This is a genomic window from Lelliottia sp. 489, assembly GCF_050435885.1.
Lineage (GTDB): Bacteria > Pseudomonadota > Gammaproteobacteria > Enterobacterales > Enterobacteriaceae > Enterobacter > Enterobacter nimipressuralis.
In genome coordinates, this window is sequence record NZ_JBNDLC010000008.1 from 25,178 (window position 1) to 49,904 (window position 24,727).

The window sequence follows — 24,727 nt, forward strand, 5'->3', positions numbered from 1 at the left end:
ACGTACTTCGTGTACGCTCCGGTTCTTGCGCGCTGGCAGCGCCCAAACTGGCTGCGCCAATGACGCCTGTGATTCCAGTTAGTCAAATTTCATACGTGTGGCTTTCAGATTCACAATCGCCAGTGCGCCTACCAGCAGGAAGATCAGGGTGGCGATGGCGGCTGCCAGCCCGAAGTCCTGACCGCCGCCGCCTTCGAAGGCGATGCGGTAGGTGTAGCTCACTAACAGGTCCGTATAGCCTGCTGGCGTGGTGGTTCCGAGCCTGTCCGGGCTGCCGTTGGTCAGAAGCTGAATCAGTACGAAGTTGTTAAAGTTAAAGGCGAAGCTGGCAATCATCAGCGGCGTCAGCGGCTTGATCAGCAGCGGGAACGTAATCTTAAAGAAGTTCTGGAACGGGCCTGCGCCGTCCATCGCCGAGGCTTCGTACAAATCGTCCGGAATCGCTTTCAGCAGCCCCATGCACAGGATCATCATGTACGGATAACCGAGCCAGGTGTTGACGATGATAATCATGCTGCGGGCGGTGGTCGGGTCGCTGAACCAGGCCGGTTTGATGCCAAAGAGCGCGCCCAGCATCATGTTGATTTCACCGAAGCTCTGGTTGAACAGCCCTTTGAAAATCAGAATCGAGATAAACGACGGAACCGCATACGGCAGAATCAGCAGCACGCGATAGATAGCTTTGCCCTTGAGGGACTCCCACTGCACCACGCACGCCAGCACCATGCCGACCGCCACGGTCAGGATCACCGTCAGGACCGAGAAGACGACTGTCCAGACGAAGATGGCGAAGAACGGCTTCTGGATGCCTTCGTCGGTGAAGACGCGGGTAAAGTTGTCCCAGCCGATGGTGACGGTATAGCCCGGGCTGAGTTTTTCGTCGCCCCAGTTGCCGTCGGCATTCACCGACTGATAGAAACCGATCTCGTTGTTCGGACGGTATTTCACGCCGCTCTGGTTGTTGGTCAGCGTGCCGTCATCGGCTTTGGTATAGAGCGGCTGCGTGCCGGAGAACTGGCGCAGCGAGCTCATGATCACTTTGCTTTCGTCTGGCAGGATGGCCGTCAGCTGGGTCAGCGCCTGGCGGTTCTGGGTGATGACACGCAGATTCGCGCGCTCGCCTTCCGGCAGGGCGTTGGCTTCTTTCAGGGTGAGTTTCTGTTCGCCGCCAAATTTAAAGGCGTCGGAGATATAGTTTTTACCGGTCCCTTCGTCGGTCAGGGCCAGTTTCCATTCGTCACCCGCCGGGTATAAACCAAAGTTAAAGGTCTTTCCGGCCTGATAAGAACGGTCCATCAGCACCTGCTGGGCGCGTTCCTGCGCGAGCTGGTTGGTGCTGCTGTAGTTAGTAAATGCGATAGCGATGGTACAGATCAGTGGGAACAGGACGAACAGCCCCATCCCGGCCACACCCGGATAGACATAACGCCAGGCATAGGCTTTACGATTGGCGAAAATATACAGGCCAACAGAGCTTAAAATCAGCGTCATGATGGCGAACAGGTACTCCCCCTGCACATACATTAAAACAACAAGGTAACCCACCAGTAAGCCCAGCAGACCTATCACTGACCATTTCAGCGTGTCGCTTTGCCACCAGTGTTTCTTTTTAATGATATCCATGGGGAATCTTCCTCTACAGCGATGAAAACTTATTGTCAGGCGGCGCGTCGCTGACCTGACCTACGGTTTGAGCCGTAGTAGTAGGGCGGGATCGCTACGCTCACCCGCCATAGTGCTTACTTGGTGATACGACCTTGCGCGTCTTTCAGCGCGGCATCGACAGTCTGACGACCGCTTGCTGCGTTGATCACCGCCGTACGAGTGGCATACCAGAACGCCGCCATTTGCGGGATGTTCGGCATGATTTCACCTTTCTGGGCGTTATCCATCGTGGCCGCAATGCGTGGGTCTTTCGCGAGGGTATCCTGGAAGGACTTCAGCGCGACGGCACCCAACGGTTTGTCCTTGTTCACTTCGTCCAGACCCTGATCGGTCAGCAGATAGTTTTCGAGGAACTCTTTCGCCAGCTCTTTGTTCGGGCTGGCGGCGTTGATGCCTGCGCTCAGGACGCCAACGAACGGTTTAGACGGTTTGCCTTTGAAGGTTGGCAGCAGCGTGACGCCGTAGTTGATTTTGCTCTTGTCGATGTTAGACCAGGCCCACGGACCGTTGATGGTCATCGCGGTTTCGCCCTTGTTGAACGCAGCTTCCGCGATGGAGTAATCGGTATCCGCGTTCATGTGTTTGTTCTTGATCAGATCAACCAGGAAAGTCAGACCGGCTTTCGCGCCAGCGCTGTCCACACCCACGTCTTTCACGTCGTATTTGCCGTTTTCAAACTTGAAGGCATACCCGCCGTCGGCTGCGATCAGCGGCCAGGTGAAGTACGGTTCTTGCAGGTTGAACATCAGCGCGCTCTTACCCTTCGCCTTCAGCTCTTTATCCAGAGCCGGGATCTCTTCCCAGGATTTCGGCGGGTTCGGTACGAGGTCTTTGTTGTAAATCAGGGAGAGGGCTTCAACCGCCACCGGATAGGCGATCAGCTTGCCGTTGTAACGCACGGCGTCCCAGGTGAACGGAAACAGTTTGTCCTGGAACGCTTTATCAGGAGAGACTTCAGCCAGCAGGCCAGACTGTGCGTAGCCGCCGAAACGGTCATGCGCCCAGAAGATGATGTCAGGGCCATCGCCCGTTGCCGCGACCTGCGGGAATTTCTCTTCCAGTTTGTCAGGGTGTTCAACGGTGACTTTGATGCCGGTGTCTTTTTCGAATTTCTTACCCACTTCGGCCAGGCCGTTATAGCCTTTGTCGCCGTTAATCCAGATAACCAGCTTACCTTCTTCAATTTTGGCGAGAGCCGGTGCGGAAATCATCATTGCTGCCAGGGCGGACAATGCGAAAACGCGTGCGCCAGTCTTGATCTTCATATCTGCCATCCTTTTTGGTGATGTGCTCGTGGATACACTGAGGTGGTTCAACGTGAGCCAGTTTCCTTATATGACATCCTCTTTCCATCCTCCTTAGGTCTACGCCCCACCCCCGCTTTGTGTGATCTGCGTTGCATAAATTTAAGTTATGAGTCATGGCGCACATAAAAACCCACTGAATTTTGCCGCCTGCATCACGAATTTACCCAGACCACGCCCGGCGCGGTGGCAGAACCGGTTCTCTCATCCTCCCGCCTCCTCCCCCATGAAAAAGGCAGGGGGTGGAGGATTTGCAGAACTTATGGATACCCCATAGTGAACTTATGTTGAATGTTTCTGTCGGTGACAGGTTGTAACGAAGGGAGAAGGGCATGGCGAGCGTACAGCTGCGGAATGTAACGAAAGCCTGGGGCGACGTAGTGGTGTCAAAAGACATCAATCTCGACATCCACGAAGGTGAATTCGTGGTGTTTGTTGGCCCATCAGGCTGCGGTAAGTCAACACTGCTGCGTATGATTGCTGGACTTGAAACGATCACCAGTGGCGATCTGTTTATCGGTGAAACCCGCATGAACGATATCCCACCCGCCGAACGCGGTGTCGGCATGGTTTTCCAGTCTTATGCGCTTTATCCCCATCTCTCCGTTGCCGAAAACATGTCCTTTGGCCTGAAGCTGGCCGGGGCGAAAAAAGATGTCATCAATCAGCGCGTCACCCAGGTGGCGGAAGTGCTGCAGCTGGCACACCTGCTGGAGCGTAAACCGAAAGCGCTCTCCGGCGGACAACGTCAGCGCGTGGCGATTGGCCGTACGCTGGTGGCGGAACCGCGCGTGTTCCTGCTTGATGAACCCCTTTCTAACCTGGACGCCGCCCTGCGCGTTCAGATGCGTATTGAAATTTCCCGCCTGCACAAACGCCTTGGCCGCACGATGGTGTACGTCACCCACGATCAGGTCGAAGCGATGACGCTCGCCGACAAAATCGTGGTGCTGGACGCCGGTCGCGTCGCGCAAGTGGGGAAACCGCTGGAGCTGTATCACTACCCGGCAGATCGCTTCGTTGCGGGCTTTATTGGCTCGCCGAAGATGAACTTCCTGCCGGTCAAAGTGACCGCAACGGCGATCGAACAGGTACAGGTGGAACTGCCGAACCGTCAGCAGATTTGGCTGCCAGTGGACAGCGCTAACGTACAGGTCGGGGCAAACATGTCCCTGGGTATTCGTCCTGAACATTTACTGCCAAGTCAGATCGCCGATGTGACGCTGGAAGGGGAAGTTCAGGTCGTCGAGCAACTTGGTCACGAAACACAGATTCATATCCAGATCCCCGCCATCCGTCAGAACCTGGTTTACCGCCAGAACGACGTGGTGTTGGTAGAAGAGGGTGCCACATTCGCTATCGGTTTGCCGCCAGAGCGTTGCCATCTGTTCCGAGAGGATGGCACTGCATGTCGTCGGCTGCATAAAGAGCCAGGCGTTTAAGCATTCCAACAAAACTACACGTCATCCTTCGCGCTGCAGCCAACGAAGAGGCAGCCCGAAGAGTGAAGTGTAATAAGAAAAGCAATGATCTCAGGAGATAGAATAATGATTACTCTGCGCAAACTTCCACTGGCAATCGCCGTGACTGCAGGCATTTTGTCTGCTCACGCGGGCGCCGTCGATTTTAAAGGTTACGCCCGTTCGGGTATCGGCTGGACCGGTAGCGGCGGCGCGCAACAGTGCTTCCAGGCAACGGGTGCACAAAGTAAATATCGTCTTGGTAACGAATGTGAAACTTACGCTGAGCTGAAACTGGGCCAGGAAGTGTGGAAAGAAGGCGATAAGAGCTTCTACTTTGACACCAACGTCGCGTACTCCGTTGCACAGCAGAACGACTGGGAAGCTACTGATCCTGCGTTCCGTGAAGCCAACGTGCAGGGTAAAAACCTGATTGAATGGCTGCCAGGTTCCACCATGTGGGCGGGTAAGCGCTTCTATCAGCGTCATGACGTTCACATGATCGACTTCTACTACTGGGATATCTCCGGCCCGGGTGCAGGTCTGGAAAACGTGGATCTCGGCTTTGGTAAACTCTCCATGGCTGTGACCCGTTCGACTGAAGCGGGCGGCTCCTCTACCTTCGCCAGCAACAATATTCGTGATTACACCACCGATACTGCTAACGACGTCTTCGACGTGCGTTTAGCGCAGATGGAAATCAACCCAGGCGGTACCCTGGAACTGGGCGTTGACTATGGTCACACCAACGTAAATGACGATTACTATCTGCAGCCGAACGCCTCCAAAGATGGCTGGATGTTCACCGCAGAACATACCCAAAGCATGCTGAAAGGCTTTAACAAGTTCGTCGTTCAGTACGCAACAGACTCCATGACCTCTCAGGGTAAAGGCCTGAACCAGGGTGCTGGCATCGGTCTGGGTAATGACGATTCCGATGGCAAACTGTATGCCTACGGCATCAACAACAACGGCCACCTGCTGCGCGTTCTCGACCACGGTGCAATCTCCCTGGGCGACAGCTGGGACCTGATGTACGTCGGTATGTATCAGGACATCGACTGGGATAACGGCAACGGCACCAAATGGTACACCGTGGGTGTGCGCCCAATGTACAAATGGACGCCAATCATGAGTACCTTGCTGGAAGTGGGCTACGACAACGTCAAATCCCAGAACACCGGCGACAAAAACAACCAGTACAAAGTCACCCTGGCGCAACAATGGCAGGCTGGCGACAGCATCTGGTCTCGTCCGGCAATCCGCGTCTTCGCAACCTATGCGAAGTGGGATGAGAAATGGGGTTACGACACTTCGGGTAGCCCGATCACTACCAGCGGTAACTACAACTCCAACTTCGGTATGCAGACTGCAGGCCTTGGCCGCGGCGATAACGACGAGTGGAGCTTCGGTGCCCAGATGGAAATCTGGTGGTAATCCGCAGTTAATCTCACGTAATGGCTAAACAAAGGAGGGGCGCAAGCCCCTCTGATTTAAGCGTCGCGCGCTATTGCCTGGCCACCGCTGCGCTGAATATCTGAGGTGATAACAATGAAAATGAACAAAAGTCTCGTCGCCCTCTGCCTTTCCGCTGGCCTACTGGCAAGCGTTCCGGCAGTCAGTTTTGCCGAGGTTAATTTCGTTCCGCAGAACACCACGGCGGCTCCCGCCATCCCGGCTTCTGCGCTGCAACAACTGGTCTGGACGCCTGTCGACCAGTCTAAAACCCAAAGCACCGATCTTGCGAGCGGCGGCCAGCAGTTGAATGTGCCTGGTATTTCCGGCCCGGTCGCGGCCTGGAGCGTCCCGGCAAACATTGGTGAGCTTAACCTGACGCTGACCAGTATTGTCGACAAGCAAACACATGTCTTTGCGCCGAACGTGCTGATTCTGGATCAGAACATGACGCCATCGGCGTTCTTCCCGAGCAGCTATTTCACCTATCAGGAACCGGGCGTGATGAGCGCCGATCGCCTGGAAGGGGTGATGCGCCTGACGCCTGCGCTGGGTCAGCAGAAAATTTATGTGCTGGTCTTCACGACGCCGCAGGATCTCGCCCAGACAACTACTCTGGTTGACCCGGCCAAAGCCTACGCCAAAGGCACGGGCAATGCGGTCCCGGATATTCCGGATCCAAAAGCGCGCCACACCACCGACGGCACGCTGAAACTGAAGGTCAGCACCTCTTCCGCCTCCAGCGTGCTGGTTGGCCCACTGTTTGGCTCCGCCGGCCCTGGCCCTGTGACCGTGGGTAACACCGCCGCACCGGCTTATGCCGCGCCTGTCGCCGCTGCCCCTGCCGCTGCGCCGACACCAGCACCAGCTCCGGCGAAGAAAGCCGAGCCGATGTTGAATGACACTGAAAGTTACTTCAATCGCGCCATCAAAGAAGCAGTTGATCGCGGCGATGTAGACAAAGCGCTGAAGCTGCTGGATGAAGCTGAGCGTTTAGGTTCGACCACTGCCCGTTCCACCTTTATCAGCAGTGTAAAAGGCAAGGGGTGACCGTCTCCCCGCAGTGCTGATGTTGTCAGTAGTTTAGTGCGCCTGAGTGGGCGCACTTTTTTTTGGGCGGCGCAGGCTGTTGCACTCCTGTTGCGATAATGATCGTTAAACCGCGTTTGGCCGCCCCCAATCTGCTTTTCTGCGATACAATAGCCAGACGTTATGTATCGGAGAGTCTGGCATGTCACACCCTGCGCTAACGCAACTGCGTGCGCTGCGCTATTTTGAAAACATTCCCGCGCTTGACCCGGAGCAACTGGACTGGTTGCTGCTGGAAGATTCCATGACGAAACGCTTTGAGCAGCAGGGGAAAAAAGTCACGGTAACGCTGATTCAGGAAGGGTTCGTCTCGCCTGATGACGTCGCCAGTGAACTGCCGCTGCTGCCAAAAGAAGATCGTTACTGGCTGCGTGAAATTTTACTCTGCGCCGATGGTGAACCCTGGCTTGCCGGGCGGACCGTGGTCCCTGAATCTACCCTGTGCGGCCCGGAGCTGGCGCTGCAACAGCTGGGTAAAACCCCGCTGGGACGCTATCTTTTTACGTCGTCTGAGCTTACCCGTGATTTTATTGAAATTGGTCGCAATGCAGACCTGTGGGGACGCCGTTCCCGCCTGCGCTTAAGCGGCAAGCCGCTCATGCTGACAGAACTCTTTTTGCCTGCATCGCCGTTGTACTAAGAGGATATGAAAATGGAGTGGAGTCTGACGCAGGATAAGCTGCTGGCTTTTCACCGCTTGATGCGTACCGATAAACCCATCGGCACCTTTTTGTTGCTGTGGCCGACGCTATGGGCGCTGTGGGTTGCCACCCCTGGTTTACCGCCGCTGTGGATCCTGGCAGTGTTTGTCGCAGGCGTCTGGCTGATGCGTGCCGCGGGCTGCGTGGTTAACGATTATGCCGACCGCAAATTTGACGGCCACGTGAAACGCACCGCCAACCGCCCGATGCCGAGCGGTCAGGTGTCTGAAAAAGAGGCCCGCACGCTGTTTGTGGTGCTGGTGCTCCTCGCGTTTCTGCTGGTTTTAACGCTCAACACCATGACGATTTTACTCTCGGTTGCGGCACTGGCGCTGGCGTGGGTGTATCCGTTTATGAAGCGCTATACCCATCTGCCGCAGGTGGTGCTGGGCGCGGCCTTTGGCTGGTCGATTCCGATGGCGTTTGCCGCCGTCAGTGAATCTGTACCCCTGAGCTGCTGGCTGATGTTCCTCGCTAACATTCTGTGGGCGGTGGCGTACGACACCCAGTATGCGATGGTCGACCGCGATGACGATCTGAAAATTGGCATCAAATCGACGGCGATTCTGTTTGGCCGCCACGACAAGCTGATCATCGGGATATTGCAGGTCGCGGTGTTAGGGCTGATGGTACTGATTGGTTATCTGAACGCCCTGAACTGGGAATTTTACTGGTCCGTGCTGGTGGCGGGGATGCTGTTTGCATATCAGCAAAAGCTGATTGCGAATCGCGAGCGTGAAGCCTGTTTCAAAGCGTTTTTGAACAACAACTATGTTGGGCTGGTGCTGTTTTTAGGGCTGGCGATGAGCTATTTTTCCTGAAAAAAATGCCCGGCAGCGCTAACGCTCACCGGGCATATATCTGATGCATATGTGTAAGCCGGGAAAGGCGAAACCGCCTCCCGGCTTTTTTATGTCATTCGTCCTGCGTTGCGCTTTCAATGGTCAAACGCACGTCCGACGTAATCAGCTCGGCCAGCATCTGATAAACCTTCATCGTCTCTTCAGGTTCCGCATCGCCGGTATCGCTGATATAGCCTTCATCGCGCAGCGTCAGTACCAGTGAGCTAAACACCGCTTTATCGAAGAACTCTGGGGCGTTAATGCCGTGCAGCACGGATAAACGCTGAGCCAGCGTGCGGCTCTCTTTTTCCAGGGTACCACGGTTGATAGACGGGTTCGCGCTCAACAGCCAGAAGGTGATCGCGTAGCGCTGTAACGTCTCACGCGCACCGGCCGCCAGCAGTTGCAGCGTGCGGGAACGTGACGGGTTGATATGCAGCTCGTCATCTTTGACGGTCAACAGACCCTGACGCAGCAGCTCAGCGGTGAGTTTTTCCAGCTCAACGGCCACTTCATCTTTGCTCCAGCTCAGGAACAGCTCTTCTTTCAGCATCGGATAGAGCGTCTCAACATGGCGCAGCAGTTCCTGACGGGAAATGCGGCGATGCTGAGTGATGATGGCTGCCATCAGCGACGGCAACATCAGCATATGCGTGATGTTGTTACGATAGTAGGTCATCAGCACCGCCTGCTCGCGCGGCAGAATGATGATGTCCCCGATGGTGTCCTTCTCAACTTCGAACTTGTTCATCTGCAGCGCGTGGTCGATCAACTGACTGGCGGTGGCAGACGGAACGGTGGAATCCGCTGAGTACGGGACATTACGCATAATATCCAGATAGCAATCGAGCTGTTCGGTCAGCTGTTCACGCGTCAGTGAGCGCTGGCGTGAGGCTAACAGTGCCGTGACGCACAGGTTCATGGCGTTCGCCGCCCCGGCGTTGTTAATACGCACCATCAGATCGGCCGCGATATTATTCACCGTTGGCGTCAGCCATGCAGGGCGAATCGCTTCGATTGGGTCGATAGATTCGCGCCACTCTGGCACATGCTGGTTCAGATAGGTCATCAGCGGCAGCGGTTCGCCAAAGTTCACGTAACCCTGGCCGAGATTGCGCAGCTTGCTCAGGCCTTTCAGCATCTGAGGCAGGCTCTCTTTCTCTTTGGTCGCACCGCGCAGCTCTTTGGCGTAAGTGCCCACTTCCATGACGTGCTCGTAACCGATATAGATCGGCACCAGCGTAATCGGACGCGTACCGCCGCGCAGCATCGCCTGAATGGTCATCGACAGAGTACCGGTTTTCGGGTCCAGAAGACGGCCCGTACGGGAACGCCCCCCTTCGACGAAATACTCAACGGAATAGCCACGGCTAAACAGCTCGCCCAGATATTCGCGGAACACCGTGGAGTAGAGCTTATTGCCTTTGAAGGTACGACGAATAAAGAACGCACCCAGACGGCGGAAAATCGGGCCGGCTGGCCAGAAATTCAGGTTGATACCTGCCGCGATGTGCGGTGGTACCAGCCCCTGGTGATACAGCACATAAGACAGCAGCAGGTAGTCCATGTGGCTGCGGTGGCAAGGCACATAGACGATTTCGTGGCCGTCGTGGGCAAGCTGGCGCACGCGCTCGGCGTTATGGACGTTAATCCCCTGATACAGACGGTTCCAGGTAAAGCTCAGGATACGGTCGGAGAGGCGGATCATCTCGTAGGAGAAGTTGGCCGCAATCTCTTCCATCAGGGCGATGGCGTTTTGCTGGGCTTTCTCGTGAGAGATTTTCTTGCTGCGCGCTTCGTCTTCAACCGCGCGGGCAATGGCTTTAGATGCCAGCAATTTGTTGAACAGGTCCTGGCGTGCAGGCAGGCGCGGGCCAACGGCAGCCAGACGCTGACGGGCAAAGTGCATACGCGCGACGCGAGCCAGTTTCTGGGCAATGATTTTATCCGTCCCGTGCTCATCCGCCATGCGGCGCAGGGAGACGGAAGGGGAGAAACGCACAAAGCTGTCGCGGCCTAACCATGAGACGGCAAAGAACTTCTGGATGCCGTTCAGCATACGCAGTGGTGGGTTTTCCTCGCCTTTCTGACGGCCAGGACGACGACCAAACATCACCGACACCGGCACCATCTGGACATCCAGACTGGGGTTGCTGCGGTGCAGATCGAGGTAGTCGTGGAACAGCTTGATGGACTCTTCTTTTGGCGTGTAATAGGTGAACACGCGCGGCCCGCCGTGAATAAACACGTAGCGCGGCAGCAGAGTCCCGTCGACCTCAAGGGGTTCGAGCGGATCGGGCAAGTCATGCGCCAGACATTGGGCGCGGAGCGTCAGTAAGTCTGCCTTCGAGTTGTAAGGCAAAACGTACATAATAGGGCGCGAGGTATCGAGCCCTAATTCCAGCGCAGGTTCCGCCGGGATAGACTTACTTTTTACCAGGACGCTTAATGGTAAATTAAGTAATTTGTAGTAAATTCGTGGCCAGCCGGACATAAACGATGTAAAGCCTCTGGTTAATAATGCAATTGCGGCGCAAGGATAACAGAAAGCGCGCAAAATTTCTGTTGTTACCGGTCATACTTCAGGCTGTATTGCTACGCGCTACAGCTATAGTTACTGACGCTAAATCTAAGAAAAGGTTCTTTTAATGGCCAATAATACCACTGGGTTAACCCGAATCATCAAAGCTGCCGGATATTCATGGAAAGGTTTCCGCGCCGCATGGATCAATGAGGCCGCTTTCCGCCAGGAAGGGGTTGCTGCGGTTGTTGCGGTGATCATCGCCTGTTTTCTGGATGTCGACCCGATAACCCGCGTATTGCTCATTGGTTCAGTCCTTCTGGTGATGATAGTGGAAATTCTCAACAGCGCTATTGAAGCCGTGGTGGATCGCATCGGTTCTGATTTCCATGAGCTGTCGGGCCGTGCGAAGGATATGGGTTCTGCCGCTGTGCTGCTGGCGATTATCATCGCAGCCATCACCTGGGGCACGCTTCTTTGGTCACATTTTCGATAAGGCTTCAGGAATCCAATAAGTCTCTGGTTTTTTGTGCAGTTTTTGATTCCAAAATCACCTTTGACTGTATATACTCACAGCATAACTGTATATACACCCAGGGGGCGGAATGAAAGCGTTAACGGCCAGACAGCAAGAGGTGTTTGATCTCATTCGAGATCATATCAGCCAGACGGGAATGCCACCGACGCGTGCGGAAATCGCGCAGCGCCTGGGCTTCCGTTCTCCAAATGCCGCTGAAGAGCATCTCAAAGCGCTGGCGCGTAAAGGCGTTCTTGAGATTGTCTCTGGTGCGTCACGCGGAATTCGCCTGCTGGTGGAAGAAGAAGAAGGTCTGCCACTTGTGGGTCGCGTCGCGGCGGGTGAGCCTTTGCTGGCACAGCAACATATTGAAGGTCACTATCAGGTCGATCCGGCCATGTTCAAGCCAAGTGCCGATTTCCTGCTGCGCGTCAGTGGGATGTCCATGAAAGACATCGGTATTCTGGACGGCGATCTGCTGGCGGTTCATAAAACGCAGGATGTGCGCAATGGGCAGGTTGTGGTTGCGCGTATCGACGACGAAGTGACCGTTAAGCGCCTGAAAAAACAGGGCAACACGGTTCAGCTGTTGCCAGAAAACAGCGAGTTTTCCCCGATTGTGGTGGATCTCCGCGAACAGGCTTTCTCTATTGAAGGTCTGGCTGTTGGTGTTATCCGCAACGGCGAATGGCTGTAATCTCTTACTGACAGGCTGTGGTCGCGCCGCAGCCTGACTGTCTACTCTCAATTCCCGGTACTTTCTCATGTCTCTGCTGACAACCTCAGACAAGGCATTGTGGCGTCTTGCGCTGCCGATGATTTTCTCCAATATCACCGTTCCCCTGTTAGGGCTGGTGGATACGGCGGTGATTGGTCATCTGGATTCCCCTGTTTACCTCGGCGGCGTGGCCATTGGTGCGACGGCGACCAGTTTCCTCTTCATGCTGCTGCTCTTTTTACGCATGAGCACCACCGGGCTGACTGCCCAGGCGTTTGGTGCCAAAGATCCCGTTCGACTTGCCCGTGCGCTGGTGCAGCCGCTGATCCTCGCCCTTGGCGCAGGGCTACTGATTGTTTTGCTGCGCACGCCGCTCATCGATCTGGCTCTGCATGTCGTGGGCGGTAGTGAGGCGGTGCTGGAACAGGCGCGGCGCTTCCTCGAAATCCGCTGGCTCAGCGCACCGGCATCGCTGGCAAATCTGGTTCTGCTTGGCTGGTTGCTGGGCGTGCAGTACGCGCGTGCGCCGGTGATCCTGCTGGTGGTGGGCAATTTACTCAACATCGTGCTCGATCTGTGGCTGGTGATGGGTCTGCACATGAACGTGCAGGGGGCGGCGCTTGCAACGGTGGTCGCAGAGTACGGCACTTTCTTCATTGGCCTATGGATGGTGAAACGCGTGCTGGCCATGCGGGGAATCTCACTCGCGATGCTCAAAACAGCGTGGCACGGCAACATCCGTAAACTGCTGGCGCTTAATCGCGACATCATGCTTCGCTCGCTGCTGCTGCAACTTTGCTTTGGCGCCCTGACGGTGTTCGGCGCGCGCCTGGGGCCGGAGATCGTGGCCGTAAACGCGGTGCTGATGACGCTGCTGACGTTCACTGCCTATGCGCTGGACGGTTTTGCCTATGCGGTGGAAGCCCATTCAGGCCAGGCCTATGGTGCCCGTGAGGCGGGGCAGTTGCAGGAGGTCTGGCGCGCGGCCTGTCGTCAGTCTGGGCTGGTGGCGCTGGTCTTCGCGCTGATCTATGCCTTATTTGGCGGGCAGATTGTGGCGCTATTGACCTCGCTGCCTGAACTGAGAGAACTGGCTAATCACTACATCATCTGGCAGGTCGTGTTACCGGTGGTGGGGGTGTGGTGTTATTTGCTGGACGGTATGTTTATCGGCGCAACGCGCGGGGCGGAAATGCGCAACAGCATGGCAGTCGCGGCGGCCGGTTTCGCCCTGACGCTCTTCACGCTGCCCTGGCTCGGCAACCACGGTTTGTGGCTGGCGCTGGCGGTGTTCCTCGCCTTGCGTGGCCTGTCATTAGCGCTGATTTGGCGGCGCCACTGGCGCAATAACAGCTGGTTTAGCGGATAGCGTGATTTGACGAAACGGTTAAAGATTCTGAATCTCAACACGCATGCCGAATCCTTATCTACAATTATTATCACGTCCAGCAGAAATGAACGTAACGGACGACTCGAATTTACGTGATAACCGAACGATGAGGAATTGATTATGAATAAAGACGAAATCGGCGGTAACTGGAAACAGTTCAAAGGTAAAGCGAAAGAACAATGGGGTAAACTGACCGACGATGATGTGACCGTCATTGAAGGTAAACGCGAACAGCTGGTAGGTAAGATTCAGGAACGCTACGGCTACGCGAAAGATCAGGCGGAAAAAGAGGTTGTTGACTGGGAAAAACGCAACGACTACCGCTGGTAACAGAGTTCTACCCGTTGTACACGGAAGTACAATCCCTGAGGGCGGCCTAATGGCCGCCCGCTTCGTTTTTAGCGCGGTTTTTTCTTCACCAGAATGGAGTGATCGTGCTGACATTCACCCTGATGACGACAGGCTTCCACTTCGACACAGGCTGAACACAACCCGTGTGCTTCAATCACGTTATGGCGCAGGGCAAAGCCCATTTTAGCCGCCAGTGAATGCATAATATCTTCCACACCTTCCGCCCCCTCTTCTTTGACCGCGCCGCAGCGATCGCAGATAAACATGGCAGAGGTGTGTGTTGGCTGATCGAACAGATGGCACAGCACATAGCTGTTAGTCGACTCAACCTTATGCACAAAGCCTTGCTCCAGCAGGAAATCCAGCGCGCGATAAACGGTGGGCGGTTTCGCCTGCGGCTCGCTTTCGCGCAGCAAATCAAGCAGATCGTAGGCGCTGATGGCACCGCGTTGCAGGCTCATCAGACGTAACACTTCAAGGCGCTGCGGGGTCAGGCGCACATTGCGTTGCGCACAGAGCTTTTCAGCTTGCGCTAACAGATCTTGCATCGTGGTCTTATCCATATCGCACCTCGAATTATGGAGTCTGGAAAACCCTCACTTTACCATGTTCTGCTGAAAACGCCGAGATCCGCCACAGTTGTGCTATACCTGACCCATCGCCACACGGGAAAAATACAATGAAAAGACCTGATTGCATCCGGCACTGGCGCGACGTCGAAGGTGCCGACGACTCCACTTATCCAGACAGCGACGAACTTTTTGCTATCGGCGCACCGCTGGCCCGCAAACTGGGGCTTGGGCGGATCGGTATCCACCATGAACGCCTGCCTCCCGGCCGTCGCACCTCGTATCCGCACGCTGAAAGCGACGAAGAGGAGTTTATCTTTGTTATTGAAGGGTATCCCCAGGCGTGGATTAACGGATATTTATGGAAACTAGAGCCGGGCGACAGCGTCGGTTTTCCGGCCGGAACCGGCGTGTGCCACACCTTTATTAATAACACCGACGAAGAGGTGCGGCTGCTGGTGGTGGGCGAGGCGAACAAAAAACACAACCGCATCTATTACCCGCTCAACCCGGTCTATGCCGCCACCCGCGAGGACCGCTGGGTGGATCATCCGCCGCAATTTTTTGGCCCTCACGACGGAAAACCTGGGCGAAAATAATATCCTCTTCTATAAATATTGAGGGCCGTCACAAATTACAACAGGCCTCGCGGAAGATTTAACTTAGGGAACAGGCGTGTCTTTTTGATGTTATTCACAGCAATAGTTCGTCCCTGTATGGGTGATAACTGACAGGGGTTGTTTAATAACAGACTATAAAACGAGCATACTGTGAAAAAACATTTTAAATTTTCGGTGGTTAGCATCGCTGTCTCCCTGTTTATGGCAAACGAGGCGGGAGCAGCCAATACCTGGACAGAAGCGCGTAGCGACGCGATGGGCGGTACTGGCGTTGCATCAGGCAATTACGGTAGCGGAGCGTTTATTAACCCGGCACTGCTGGCAAAAGCAAAACCGGATGACGACATTACCGTTATTTTGCCTTCGGTCGGCGCACAGATTACTGACAAAGATAATCTGCAGGATCAGATCGACGATATCAGCGATAAAGTCGATTACTACGACGATGTGGTTAACAGCCTGACAGCGGCTGAGATCATCGCCAATCCTTTGGGATCCGTGAACCAGTTTCAGAGTGCCGCGAAAGATCTCGCTGACGAGCTGGACGATCTGAAAGGTAAAACCGCTCGCGCCACCGCCGGTGCCGGGATTGCGGTCAGCATTCCAAATAACGTGCTGGCGGTCGCCTTTGTGGCGAAAGGCAACGCTCACGCACGCGTAAGCTCCTCTATTGACCAGCAGGATATCGATTATCTGCGCAGCATCCAGAACAGCAAACTGGTGGCGGGCAGCGTCGCGCTTGATGCCGCTCTTAACGGTTCGGATGAGATCACCAAAAACCTCAACTCCACGGCCTCCGGCCGGGCGGCGATTGTCTCTGACTATGGCGTCGCGGTGGCCCGTCAGTTTGATATTGGCGATGTGCCGGTCTCGGTCGGTATCACGCCAAAACTGCAAAAAACCTGGCTCTACAACTACACCACCTCCATTTACACCTACGACAGCAGCGACTGGAACAGCAGCCGCTATCGCACGGACGATACAGGCTTCAACGTGGATGCCGGTGTGGCCGCCGATTTTGGCGAGAACTGGACGGTGGGCTTGAGCGGGCAGAACCTGATGTCGCGGGATATCGATACCAAAGATATCCGTATCCGCAATGGCCGCACGGGTGACGTGGTGAGCTACAAAGATACCTACCAGATCCGTCCGCTGGTGACTGCGGGCGTGGCCTGGCATAACGATCTGGTGACCCTGACTGCCGATGGCGATCTGACCGAAACCAAAGGCTTCAAGAGCGAAGATAACTCTCAGTACGTTGGCGTCGGCGCCGAGGTTACTCCGCTCAGCTGGCTGGCGGTGCGCGCCGGTTATCGCGCGGACGTGAAGGACAACGACAGCAACGTCTTCACCGGCGGTGTTGGCTTTGCGCCGTTCAACGCGGTCCATGTGGATCTGATGGGTCTGTACGGCGAGGACAAAACCTGGGGGGCAGGCGCGCAGCTGAGCGTCACCTTCTAAGACGACCGGAGGCCATGCGCCTCCGGCTTTTCTTTGTGCTATAGTAGCGCCCCTTTTCCACCACATGCTTAAAACTTCGCCATGCCGTCAGAACTACAGTCCGATTTCCCTGCACACCGTTTTTCCATCGCGCCGATGCTCGACTGGACCGACAGACACTGCCGCTATTTCCTGCGTCAGCTCTCTCGCCACACGCTGCTGTACACCGAAATGGTCACCACCGGGGCGATCATTCACGGAAAGGGCGACTATCTGGCCTATAGCGAAGAAGAGCATCCGGTTGCGCTGCAGCTTGGTGGCAGCGATCCGGCGGCGCTGGCGCATTGTGCGAAACTGGCGCAAGAGCGTGGGTACGACGAAATTAACCTCAACGTCGGCTGCCCGTCCGATCGCGTGCAGAATGGCATGTTCGGCGCATGCCTGATGGGGAATGCCCAACTGGTGGCGGATTGCGTCAAAGCGATGCGCGATGTGGTGTCGATTCCGGTGACGGTCAAAACCCGTATCGGCATCGATGATCAGGACAGCTACGAATTCCTGTGTGATTTCATCAACACCGTGTCTGGCAATGGCGAGTGCGAGATGTTTATTATCCACGCGCGTAAAGCGTGGTTGTCCGGTCTTAGTCCAAAAGAGAACCGTGAAATTCCGCCGCTGGACTACCCGCGCGTGTATCAGCTGAAGCGTGATTTCCCGCATCTGACAATGTCGATTAACGGCGGTATCAAGTCTCTCAACGAAGCCAAAGCCCATTTAGAACATATGGATGGCGTCATGGTAGGCCGCGAGGCGTATCAAAATCCGGGCATTCTGGCCTCGGTGGATCGCGAGATCTTTGGCATTGAGCGCGCCGATAACGATCCGGTGGCCGTGGTGCGTGCCATGTACCCGTACATCGAACGTGAGCTGAGCAATGGCACCTATCTGGGCCACGTGACGCGTCATATGCTCGGGTTGTTCCAGGGCATTCCAGGGGCGCGTCAGTGGCGTCGCTACCTGAGTGAAAACGCGCATAAAGCCGGGGCGGATATCGAAGTCCTCGAGCAGGCCCTGCGTCTGGTCGCTGACAAGCGATAATTTTCACTAAAAGTTCGTCAAATTCACCACGCCCTGCGCATGTTCGCGGGGCGTTTTGTTTTGAATTCAATAAGTTAAATTTGGCACGTTTCTTGTAATAGTCACTACATCTTTATGGTATTGACGTGGGAGAGAGCCATGCTGGAATTGCTGTTTGTGATTGGATTTTTTGTCATGCTGATGGCGACCGGAATTTCGCTGCTTGGCATTCTGGCGGCACTGGTTGTGGCGACTGTGGTGATGTTTATCGGTGGGCTGTTTGCACTGATGCTAAAACTGCTGCCGTGGTTGCTGTTGGCGGTGGCCGTGGTGTGGGTGATTCGGGCGATAAAAGCGCCAAAAGTCCCACAGTATCAGCGCAATAACCGCTTTCGTTACTAAGGTATTGAGGTCTTCGTCACATACCTGCAACTTTTCCGGCAGCGATGCTTAGAACAGAATAGGATTTACTTATCGAATCTGTCACTATTGCCGCCGTTAAAGAATTCATCGAGCTGTACCCTACATACAGCCGAACTAAAAAAAGAAAGGGCTTCCTACGGGAAGCCCTAATTCTTTTTAAGGGATCAGCAAACTCGATCCCTGCGTCACACGACTCTCCAGCACTTCATGCGCGCGCTGTGCATCGCTCAGCGGATATTTCTGCGCCTCAGCGACGTCCACTTTAATCACGCCGCTGGCGATGAGGGAAAATAGCTCATTGCTGGCTTCTGTCAGTTCGTCACGGGTGGTGATGTAGCCTTGCAGGGAAGGACGCGTCACGTACAGCGAGCCTTTCTGATTCAGAATACCCAGATTCACCCCGGTGACCGCGCCCGAGGCGTTGCCAAAGCTCACCATCAAACCCCGACGCTGAAGGCAGTCCAGCGACGCTTCCCAGGTGTCTTTCCCCACCGAGTCATACACCACGCGCAGTTTCTTGCCGCCGGTGATCTCTTTCACCCGCTCGGCGATGCTCTCTTCGCGATAGTTAATCACCTGCCACGCGCCAGCCTGTAATGCCCGCTGCGCTTTTTGCGCGCTGCCGACGGTACCGATCAGTTTTGCGCCCAGCGCTTTTGCCCACTGGCAGGCGATAAGCCCAACGCCACCCGCTGCGGCGTGGAACAGGAACTGCTCGTCAGGTTTGATTTCGTAGGTTTTGCGCAGCAGATAATAGACCGTCAGCCCTTTCAGGAAGGAGGCGGCGGCCTGTTCGAATGAGATCGCGTTCGGCAGAATGGCGGCCTTATCGGCGGGCACGTTGTGAATCGAACTGTACGCGCCCAACGGCGACTGGGCGTACACCACGCGATCGCCTTCTTTAATATGCTTTACGCCGCTGCCGATTTTCACCACGACACCCGCAGCCTCGGTCCCCAGACCGCTCGGCAGGGCTGGCGGTGGATAAAGCCCGCCGCGAATATAGGTGTCGATATAGTTGATACCGATGGCCTTGTTTTCGACCTGGATTTCATTTTCCCCTGGCGGCGTGGGGGTAAACTCCACGGCCTTGAGGACTTCTGGACCACCATGCTTGTGAAATTCGATACGAGTTGCCACGTTGAACTCCTTTGTCGATTCATTTGCAGACGGTTATACTTCCCCGTCTCTCAATTTATGGTAATCCATTCACTATGGCAGGAAATAAACCCTTCAACAAACAGACTGAGCCTCGCGAGCGCGATTTGCAGGTCGCCGGACTCAAAGTCCCGCCGCACTCGATTGAAGCGGAACAGTCGGTGTTGGGCGGTTTAATGCTGGACAACGAGCGCTGGGACGATGTCGCCGAGCGCGTGGTATCCGACGATTTTTATACCCGTCCACACCGCCATATCTTTACCGAAATGGCGCGCCTGCAGGAAGCCGGTAGCCCGATTGACCTGATTACACTGGCGGAATCGCTGGAGCGTCAGGGGCAGCTGGATTCGGTCGGTGGATTTGCCTATCTGGCAGAGTTATCGAAAAACACGCCAAGTGCGGCGAACATCAGCGCTTATGCGGATATCGTGCGCGAACGCGCCGTTGTGCGCGAGATGATCGCCGTTGCGAACGAGATCGCCGAAGCGGGCTTTGATCCGCAGGGCCGCACCAGCGAAGATTTGCTGGACCTCGCCGAATCCCGCGTCTTCAAGATCGCCGAAAGTCGCGCCAACAAAGACGAAGGTCCGCGAAATATCGCCGACGTGCTCGACTCCACCGTCGCGCGTATCGAACAGCTTTTCCAGCAGCCGCATGACGGCGTGACCGGCGTAAACACCGGTTACGACGATCTGAACAAAAAAACCGCCGGTTTGCAGCCGTCGGATCTGATTATCGTCGCAGCGCGTCCGTCAATGGGTAAAACGACATTTGCGATGAACCTCGTCGAAAACGCGGCGATGTTGCAGGATAAACCGGTGCTTATCTTCAGTCTTGAGATGCCATCGGACCAGATTATGATGCGTTCCCTGGCGTCCCTGTCGCGCGTGGATCAGACCCGTATTCGTACCGGTCAGCTGGACGACGAAGACTGGGCGCGCATTTCAGGCACCATGGGCATTCTGCTGGAAAAACGGAACATCTATATCGATGACTCCTCCGGCCTGACACCGACGGAAGTGCGCTCCCGTGCGCGCCGTATCGCCCGCGAACACGGCGGCATCGGCCTTATCATGATCGACTACCTGCAGCTGATGCGCGTGCCGTCGCTCTCCGATAACCGTACTCTGGAAATTGCAGAAATTTCTCGCTCACTCAAGGCGTTAGCCAAAGAGTTGCAGGTGCCCGTCGTGGCGCTATCACAGCTTAACCGTTCCCTGGAACAACGTGCCGATAAGCGCCCGGTCAACTCCGACCTGCGTGAATCAGGCTCCATCGAGCAGGATGCCGACTTGATCATGTTCATCTACCGTGACGAGGTCTATCACGAGAACAGCGACATGAAAGGCATCGCGGAAATCATTATTGGTAAGCAGCGTAACGGCCCGATCGGGACGGTGCGTCTGACGTTTAACGGTCAGTGGTCGCGTTTTGATAATTATGCGGGGCCGCAGTACGACGACGAATAAATCCTCGCCATCCTTCGCGTCACAGCCACCGCCGCTGTAACGCAAAGGATTTAGAGGATTGGATTTATTTCATTAAGGCAAGGAATTCGAATGCAAGCGGCAACTGTAGTCATTAACCGCCGCGCTCTGCGACACAACCTGCAACGTCTGCGTGAACTGGCGCCCGCCAGCAAGCTCGTTGCAGTCGTGAAAGCGAACGCTTACGGACACGGTCTTCTTGAGACCGCGCGAACGCTCCCTGATGCCGATGCCTTTGGCGTCGCCCGTCTCGAAGAAGCCCTGCACCTGCGCGCGGGCGGCATCACCCAGCCGATTCTGTTACTCGAAGGCTTTTTCGAAGCCGACGATCTGACGACGATTGCCGATCAGCGTCTCCACACCGCCGTGCATAACGAAGAGCAGCTGGCCGCACTAGAAGCTGCCACCCTCAGCGAGCCGGTCACCGTGTGGATGAAACTCGACACTGGCATGCATCGCCTGGGCGTGCGCCCGGAGCAGGCAGAGGCGTTTTATCAGCGCCTGAGCCAGTGCAAAAACGTGCGTCAGCCGGTGAATATCGTCAGCCACTTTGCCCGTGCCGATGAGCCTGAATGCGGCGCCACGGAGCAGCAGCTCGACATCTTTAACACCTTCTGCGAAGGCAAGCCGGGAATGCGCTCTATCGCGGCGTCCGGCGGTATTTTGCTCTGGCCGCAGTCGCACTTCGACTGGGCGCGTCCGGGCATTATTCTCTACGGCGTTTCGCCGCTGGAAAGTAAACCCTGGGGGCCTGATTTTGGCTTCCAGCCGGTGATGTCGCTGGTCTCCAGCCTGATTGCCGTGCGTGAGCATCAGGCGGGTGAACCGGTTGGCTACGGCGGCACCTGGGTGAGCGAGCGCGATACGCGTCTGGGCGTGGTGGCGATGGGCTACGGCGACGGTTATCCGCGCGCGGCACCATCCGGTACGCCCGTGCTGGTGAATGGCCGTGAGGTGAAGCTTGTCGGGCGTGTCGCGATGGACATGATTTGCGTCGATCTCGGGCCTGATGCCGCCGACAAAGCGGGCGATCCGGTCGTGATGTGGGGCGAAGGTTTACCTGTTGAGCGCATTGCTGAAATTACGAAAGTGAGTGCTTACGAACTTATCACGCGCCTGACGTCGCGGGTGGCGATGAAGTACGTCGATTAACGCCCATTGAGTGCCGGGTGGCGGCTTCGCCTCACCCGGCATGCACCTTGTGATTAACATCCCCTCGATCTTCTCGCGCTTCCGGTTTATTGTTGAAATCCCTGCCTGACAGATATCCGGAGATACATCGCGTGTTCCAGAAAGTTGACGCCTACGCCGGCGACCCCATCCTCTCCTTAATGGAGCGTTTCAAAGAAGATTCACGCAGCGACAAAGTGAACCTCAGCATCGGTCTTTACTACAACGAAGACGGCATCATTCCTCAGCTGCAGGCGGTGGCCGAAGCCGAAGCGCGTCTCAACGCGGTGCCGCACGGCGCCTCGCTCTATCTGCCGATGGAAGGGCTGAATACCTACCGCAACACCATTGCGCCGTTGCTGTTTGGTGCCGATCATCCGGTATTAACGCAAAAACGTGTCGCAACTATTCAGACGCTGGGCGGTTCCGGTGCGCTGAAAGTGGGCGCCGATTTTTTGAAAAAGTACTTCCCCGATTCAGGCGTATGGGTCAGCGATCCGACCTGGGAAAACCACGTCGCGATTTTTGAAGGCGCGGGCTTTGCCGTCAGTACCTATCCGTGGTTCGACAACGACACCAAAGGTGTACGCGTTGAAGCGCTGCTGGAAAAACTGCACACCTTGCCGGAGCGCAGCATCGTTCTGCTGCACCCATGCTGCCACAACCCAACCGGTTCGGATCTGACCAACAGCCAGTGGGATGCGGTCATTGAGGTGTTGAAAGCGCGCAATCTGATCCCGTTCCTCGACATCGCCTATCAGGGCTTTGGCGCAGGCATGGAAGAGGACGCCTACGCGATCCGCGCGATTGCCAGCGCCGGGCTGCCAGCACTGGTGAGCAACTCCTTCTCGAAGATTTTCTCCCTGTACGGCGAGCGTGTCGGCGGGTTGTCGGTGGTCTGCGAAGACGAACAGGCAGCAGGCCGCGTGCTCGGCCAGCTCAAAGCCACCGTGCGTCGTATCTACTCCAGCCCGCCGGCTTTCGGCGCGCAGGTCGTGGCGACGGTTATGGGCGATGAGGGCCTGAAAGCGACCTGGCTTGCTGAAGTGGAAGCGATGCGTACGCGTATTCTGGCGATGCGTCAGGCGCTGGTTAACGCCCTGAAAAGCGCGTTACCGGAGCATAACTTCGATTATCTGCTCAAGCAGCGCGGGATGTTCAGCTACACCGGGCTGAGCGCGCAGCAGGTCGATCGTCTGCGTGAAGAGTTTGGCGTCTATCTGATTGCCAGCGGCCGCATGTGTGTCGCAGGCCTGAATGCGCATAACGTTCAGCGCGTTGCACAGGCGTTTGCGGCTGTGATGTAAGCACTCACTTACTCTTTTGGGTTCGTACCCATTAACGCCCGGTGGCGCTGTGCGTACCGGGCCAACAACGGCGACCACGACCTGAATCGCAGGCCGGGTAAGGCGCAATGGCCACCCGGCTTTTTTGTTTTTCCCGCTTTGTGATATCCCTCCATTTACCAGGGACAATCTGAAAAATTTCCTTTCCTTCGCCTGGCTCAGGGGTTAAGGTCTGATAGATTTTTGACCATTCGCTCAATTTAAAACGATAACAAACTGAATATTCAGGGGAATACATGCGCAAGATCACACTGGCGCTCAGCGCCGCCTGCTTATTGTTCTCGCTTAATAGTGCAGTCGGTGCCCGAGCCTCCGCACCAACGCCGCTTTACACCGGAACCACCGCCGCCATTCTGGCTGAACAAGCCCCCATTCACTGGGTCTCCGTGGCGCAAATTGAAAATAGCCTGATGGGCCGCGCGCCAATGGCTGTCGGTTTTGACATCGACGATACCGTCCTCTTTTCCAGCCCTGGCTTCTGGCGAGGCAAAAAAACCTACTCGCCTGAGAGCGAGGAGTATCTGAAGAACCCGGAATTCTGGGAAAAAATGAACAACGGCTGGGATGAATTCAGTATCCCGAAAGAGGTGGGTCGCGCACTGATTGCGATGCACGTAAAACGCGGCGACAGCATCTATTTCATCACTGGTCGCAGCCAGACCAAAACGGAAACCGTCAGCAAAACCCTGCAGGGCGATTTTTCCATTCCGCCAGCGAATATGAATCCGGTAATTTTTGCCGGGGACAAGCACGGGCAAAACACCAAGACCCAGTGGCTGGAACAGAAAAATATCAAAGTGTTCTACGGCGATTCGGATAACGATATCTCTGCTGCGCGCGATGTCGGTGCCCGTGGCATCCGCGTTCTGCGTGCCTCTAACTCGACGTACCGCCCGCTGCCCATGGCCGGCTCTTTTGGCGAAGAGGTGATTGTTAATTCTGAATACTGATAATCGATGATTATTTGTACAAATCGGGCCTGCCCGGGTTTACCTTTTGTCGTCTTGCTGCACACTTAAAGAGGCAAGTCCTCAGGTCGCACTCAACCCACTCACAGGGGAGCAAAGATGACAATTTCGGAGATACTGCAATATTGCATGAATAAACCGGGCGCCGGGCAAAGTGTCCACAGCGACTGGAAAGCCACGCAGATCAAAGTGGCTGACGTGCTGTTTGCGATGGTAAAAGAGGTAGAAGGGCGTCCGGCGGCATCGTTGAAAACCAGCCCGGAACTGGCGGACTTGTTGCGTCAGCAGCACAGCGATGTGCGCCCGAGCAAGCATCTGAATAAAGCGCACTGGAGCACCGTCTATCTCGACGGCTCGCTGCCCGATTCGCAGATTTATTATTTGGTGGATGCCTCTTACAAGCAGGCCTTTGAGCTGCTGCCGGAAAATACCCGACAGCAGCTTTCAGACTGAGGA

23 protein-coding genes are annotated in these 24,727 nt (G+C 55.7%); 18 read left to right on the forward strand and 5 right to left on the reverse strand.

From position 1 onward, the window contains the following. Window positions 1–78: 78 nt before the first annotated feature. Both malF and malE read right to left on the reverse strand, forming a co-directional pair. A complete protein-coding gene (gene malF, locus ABIE11_RS19265) occupies window positions 79–1,623 on the reverse strand; it encodes a maltose ABC transporter permease MalF (protein ID WP_429185149.1) in 1,545 nt (514 codons plus the stop codon). Window positions 1,624–1,739: 116 nt separating this feature from the next. Further along, window positions 1,740–2,930: a maltose/maltodextrin ABC transporter substrate-binding protein MalE gene (gene malE, locus ABIE11_RS19270; RefSeq protein WP_100778070.1), complete on the reverse strand. Its 1,191-nt coding sequence runs from the start codon at window positions 2,928–2,930 to the stop codon at window positions 1,740–1,742. A gap of 371 nt (window positions 2,931–3,301) precedes the next feature. Here malE and malK point away from each other — a divergent pair, with 371 nt between their 5' ends. From malK to ubiA, 5 genes are all read left to right on the forward strand, one after another. After that, window positions 3,302–4,411: a maltose/maltodextrin ABC transporter ATP-binding protein MalK gene (gene malK / locus ABIE11_RS19275; RefSeq protein ID WP_100778069.1), complete on the forward strand. Its 1,110-nt coding sequence runs from the start codon at window positions 3,302–3,304 to the stop codon at window positions 4,409–4,411. Between the two features lie 102 nt (window positions 4,412–4,513). After that, complete coding sequence (locus ABIE11_RS19280; protein WP_100780781.1) at window positions 4,514–5,866, forward strand: maltoporin; 1,353 nt, start codon at window positions 4,514–4,516, stop codon at window positions 5,864–5,866. Window positions 5,867–5,980: 114 nt separating this feature from the next. Further along, window positions 5,981–6,934: a maltose operon protein MalM gene (gene malM / locus ABIE11_RS19285; protein WP_123429859.1), complete on the forward strand. Its 954-nt coding sequence runs from the start codon at window positions 5,981–5,983 to the stop codon at window positions 6,932–6,934. Window positions 6,935–7,115: 181 nt separating this feature from the next. Beyond that, window positions 7,116–7,613, forward strand: coding sequence for a chorismate lyase (ubiC, locus tag ABIE11_RS19290; RefSeq protein ID WP_100778067.1), 498 nt, complete (start codon window positions 7,116–7,118; stop codon window positions 7,611–7,613). A gap of 12 nt (window positions 7,614–7,625) precedes the next feature. After that, entirely contained in the window at window positions 7,626–8,495 is an 870-nt protein-coding gene (gene ubiA / locus ABIE11_RS19295; RefSeq protein ID WP_100778066.1) for a 4-hydroxybenzoate octaprenyltransferase, read from the forward strand. Between the two features lie 94 nt (window positions 8,496–8,589). Here ubiA and plsB read toward each other — a convergent pair whose 3' ends face one another. After that, window positions 8,590–11,010 (reverse strand): glycerol-3-phosphate 1-O-acyltransferase PlsB, encoded by a 2,421-nt coding sequence (gene plsB / locus ABIE11_RS19300; protein ID WP_100778065.1) that lies wholly within the window; start codon window positions 11,008–11,010, stop codon window positions 8,590–8,592. A gap of 154 nt (window positions 11,011–11,164) precedes the next feature. Between plsB and ABIE11_RS19305 the strand changes: the two genes are divergently transcribed. The 4 genes from ABIE11_RS19305 (at window position 11,165) to ABIE11_RS19320 (ending at window position 13,992) form a co-directional block, all read left to right on the forward strand. After that, window positions 11,165–11,533, forward strand: coding sequence for a diacylglycerol kinase (locus ABIE11_RS19305; RefSeq protein ID WP_100778064.1), 369 nt, complete (start codon window positions 11,165–11,167; stop codon window positions 11,531–11,533). Window positions 11,534–11,642: 109 nt separating this feature from the next. Further along, window positions 11,643–12,251, forward strand: a complete 609-nt coding sequence (gene lexA / locus ABIE11_RS19310; RefSeq protein WP_100778063.1) for a transcriptional repressor LexA — start codon at window positions 11,643–11,645, stop codon at window positions 12,249–12,251. Between the two features lie 67 nt (window positions 12,252–12,318). Then, window positions 12,319–13,641 carry an MATE family efflux transporter DinF gene (dinF, locus tag ABIE11_RS19315; protein ID WP_107702463.1) on the forward strand — a complete coding sequence of 441 codons (1,323 nt, stop codon included), beginning with the start codon at window positions 12,319–12,321 and terminating at the stop codon, window positions 13,639–13,641. A gap of 141 nt (window positions 13,642–13,782) precedes the next feature. Then, window positions 13,783–13,992, forward strand: coding sequence for a CsbD family protein (locus ABIE11_RS19320; RefSeq protein WP_095280331.1), 210 nt, complete (start codon window positions 13,783–13,785; stop codon window positions 13,990–13,992). A 68-nt stretch (window positions 13,993–14,060) separates the two neighbouring features. Here ABIE11_RS19320 and zur read toward each other — a convergent pair whose 3' ends face one another. Then, window positions 14,061–14,576 (reverse strand): zinc uptake transcriptional repressor Zur, encoded by a 516-nt coding sequence (zur, locus tag ABIE11_RS19325; protein ID WP_100778061.1) that lies wholly within the window; start codon window positions 14,574–14,576, stop codon window positions 14,061–14,063. A gap of 116 nt (window positions 14,577–14,692) precedes the next feature. Here zur and ABIE11_RS19330 point away from each other — a divergent pair, with 116 nt between their 5' ends. The 4 genes from ABIE11_RS19330 to pspG all read left to right on the forward strand — a co-directional run bounded on the left by ABIE11_RS19330 (window position 14,693) and on the right by pspG (window position 18,121). Then, complete coding sequence (locus ABIE11_RS19330; RefSeq protein WP_100778060.1) at window positions 14,693–15,181, forward strand: cupin domain-containing protein; 489 nt, start codon at window positions 14,693–14,695, stop codon at window positions 15,179–15,181. A 222-nt stretch (window positions 15,182–15,403) separates the two neighbouring features. Continuing rightward, on the forward strand, window positions 15,404–16,663 hold the full coding sequence (gene traF / locus ABIE11_RS19335; RefSeq protein ID WP_228483554.1) for a conjugal transfer protein TraF: 1,260 nt from the start codon (window positions 15,404–15,406) through the stop codon (window positions 16,661–16,663). An 81-nt stretch (window positions 16,664–16,744) separates the two neighbouring features. Continuing rightward, window positions 16,745–17,740, forward strand: coding sequence for a tRNA dihydrouridine(20/20a) synthase DusA (gene dusA, locus ABIE11_RS19340; RefSeq protein ID WP_231276241.1), 996 nt, complete (start codon window positions 16,745–16,747; stop codon window positions 17,738–17,740). Between the two features lie 138 nt (window positions 17,741–17,878). After that, complete coding sequence (gene pspG / locus ABIE11_RS19345; RefSeq protein WP_100778057.1) at window positions 17,879–18,121, forward strand: envelope stress response protein PspG; 243 nt, start codon at window positions 17,879–17,881, stop codon at window positions 18,119–18,121. A gap of 177 nt (window positions 18,122–18,298) precedes the next feature. Here the strand turns inward: pspG and ABIE11_RS19350 are convergent, their stop codons facing one another. Continuing rightward, entirely contained in the window at window positions 18,299–19,282 is a 984-nt protein-coding gene (locus ABIE11_RS19350; protein WP_100778056.1) for a quinone oxidoreductase, read from the reverse strand. Window positions 19,283–19,356: 74 nt separating this feature from the next. Between ABIE11_RS19350 and dnaB the strand changes: the two genes are divergently transcribed. The 5 genes from dnaB to ABIE11_RS19375 all read left to right on the forward strand — a co-directional run bounded on the left by dnaB (window position 19,357) and on the right by ABIE11_RS19375 (window position 24,724). Continuing rightward, window positions 19,357–20,769 (forward strand): replicative DNA helicase, encoded by a 1,413-nt coding sequence (gene dnaB / locus ABIE11_RS19355; protein ID WP_100778055.1) that lies wholly within the window; start codon window positions 19,357–19,359, stop codon window positions 20,767–20,769. A 90-nt stretch (window positions 20,770–20,859) separates the two neighbouring features. Then, window positions 20,860–21,939, forward strand: coding sequence for an alanine racemase (gene alr / locus ABIE11_RS19360; protein ID WP_312070065.1), 1,080 nt, complete (start codon window positions 20,860–20,862; stop codon window positions 21,937–21,939). A 131-nt stretch (window positions 21,940–22,070) separates the two neighbouring features. Further along, entirely contained in the window at window positions 22,071–23,264 is a 1,194-nt protein-coding gene (gene tyrB / locus ABIE11_RS19365) for an aromatic amino acid transaminase (RefSeq protein WP_194514222.1), read from the forward strand. Between the two features lie 275 nt (window positions 23,265–23,539). After that, window positions 23,540–24,253: an acid phosphatase AphA gene (gene aphA / locus ABIE11_RS19370; RefSeq protein ID WP_100778052.1), complete on the forward strand. Its 714-nt coding sequence runs from the start codon at window positions 23,540–23,542 to the stop codon at window positions 24,251–24,253. Between the two features lie 117 nt (window positions 24,254–24,370). Beyond that, on the forward strand, window positions 24,371–24,724 hold the full coding sequence (locus ABIE11_RS19375; RefSeq protein WP_100778051.1) for an MmcQ/YjbR family DNA-binding protein: 354 nt from the start codon (window positions 24,371–24,373) through the stop codon (window positions 24,722–24,724). Window positions 24,725–24,727: the final 3 nt, after the last annotated feature.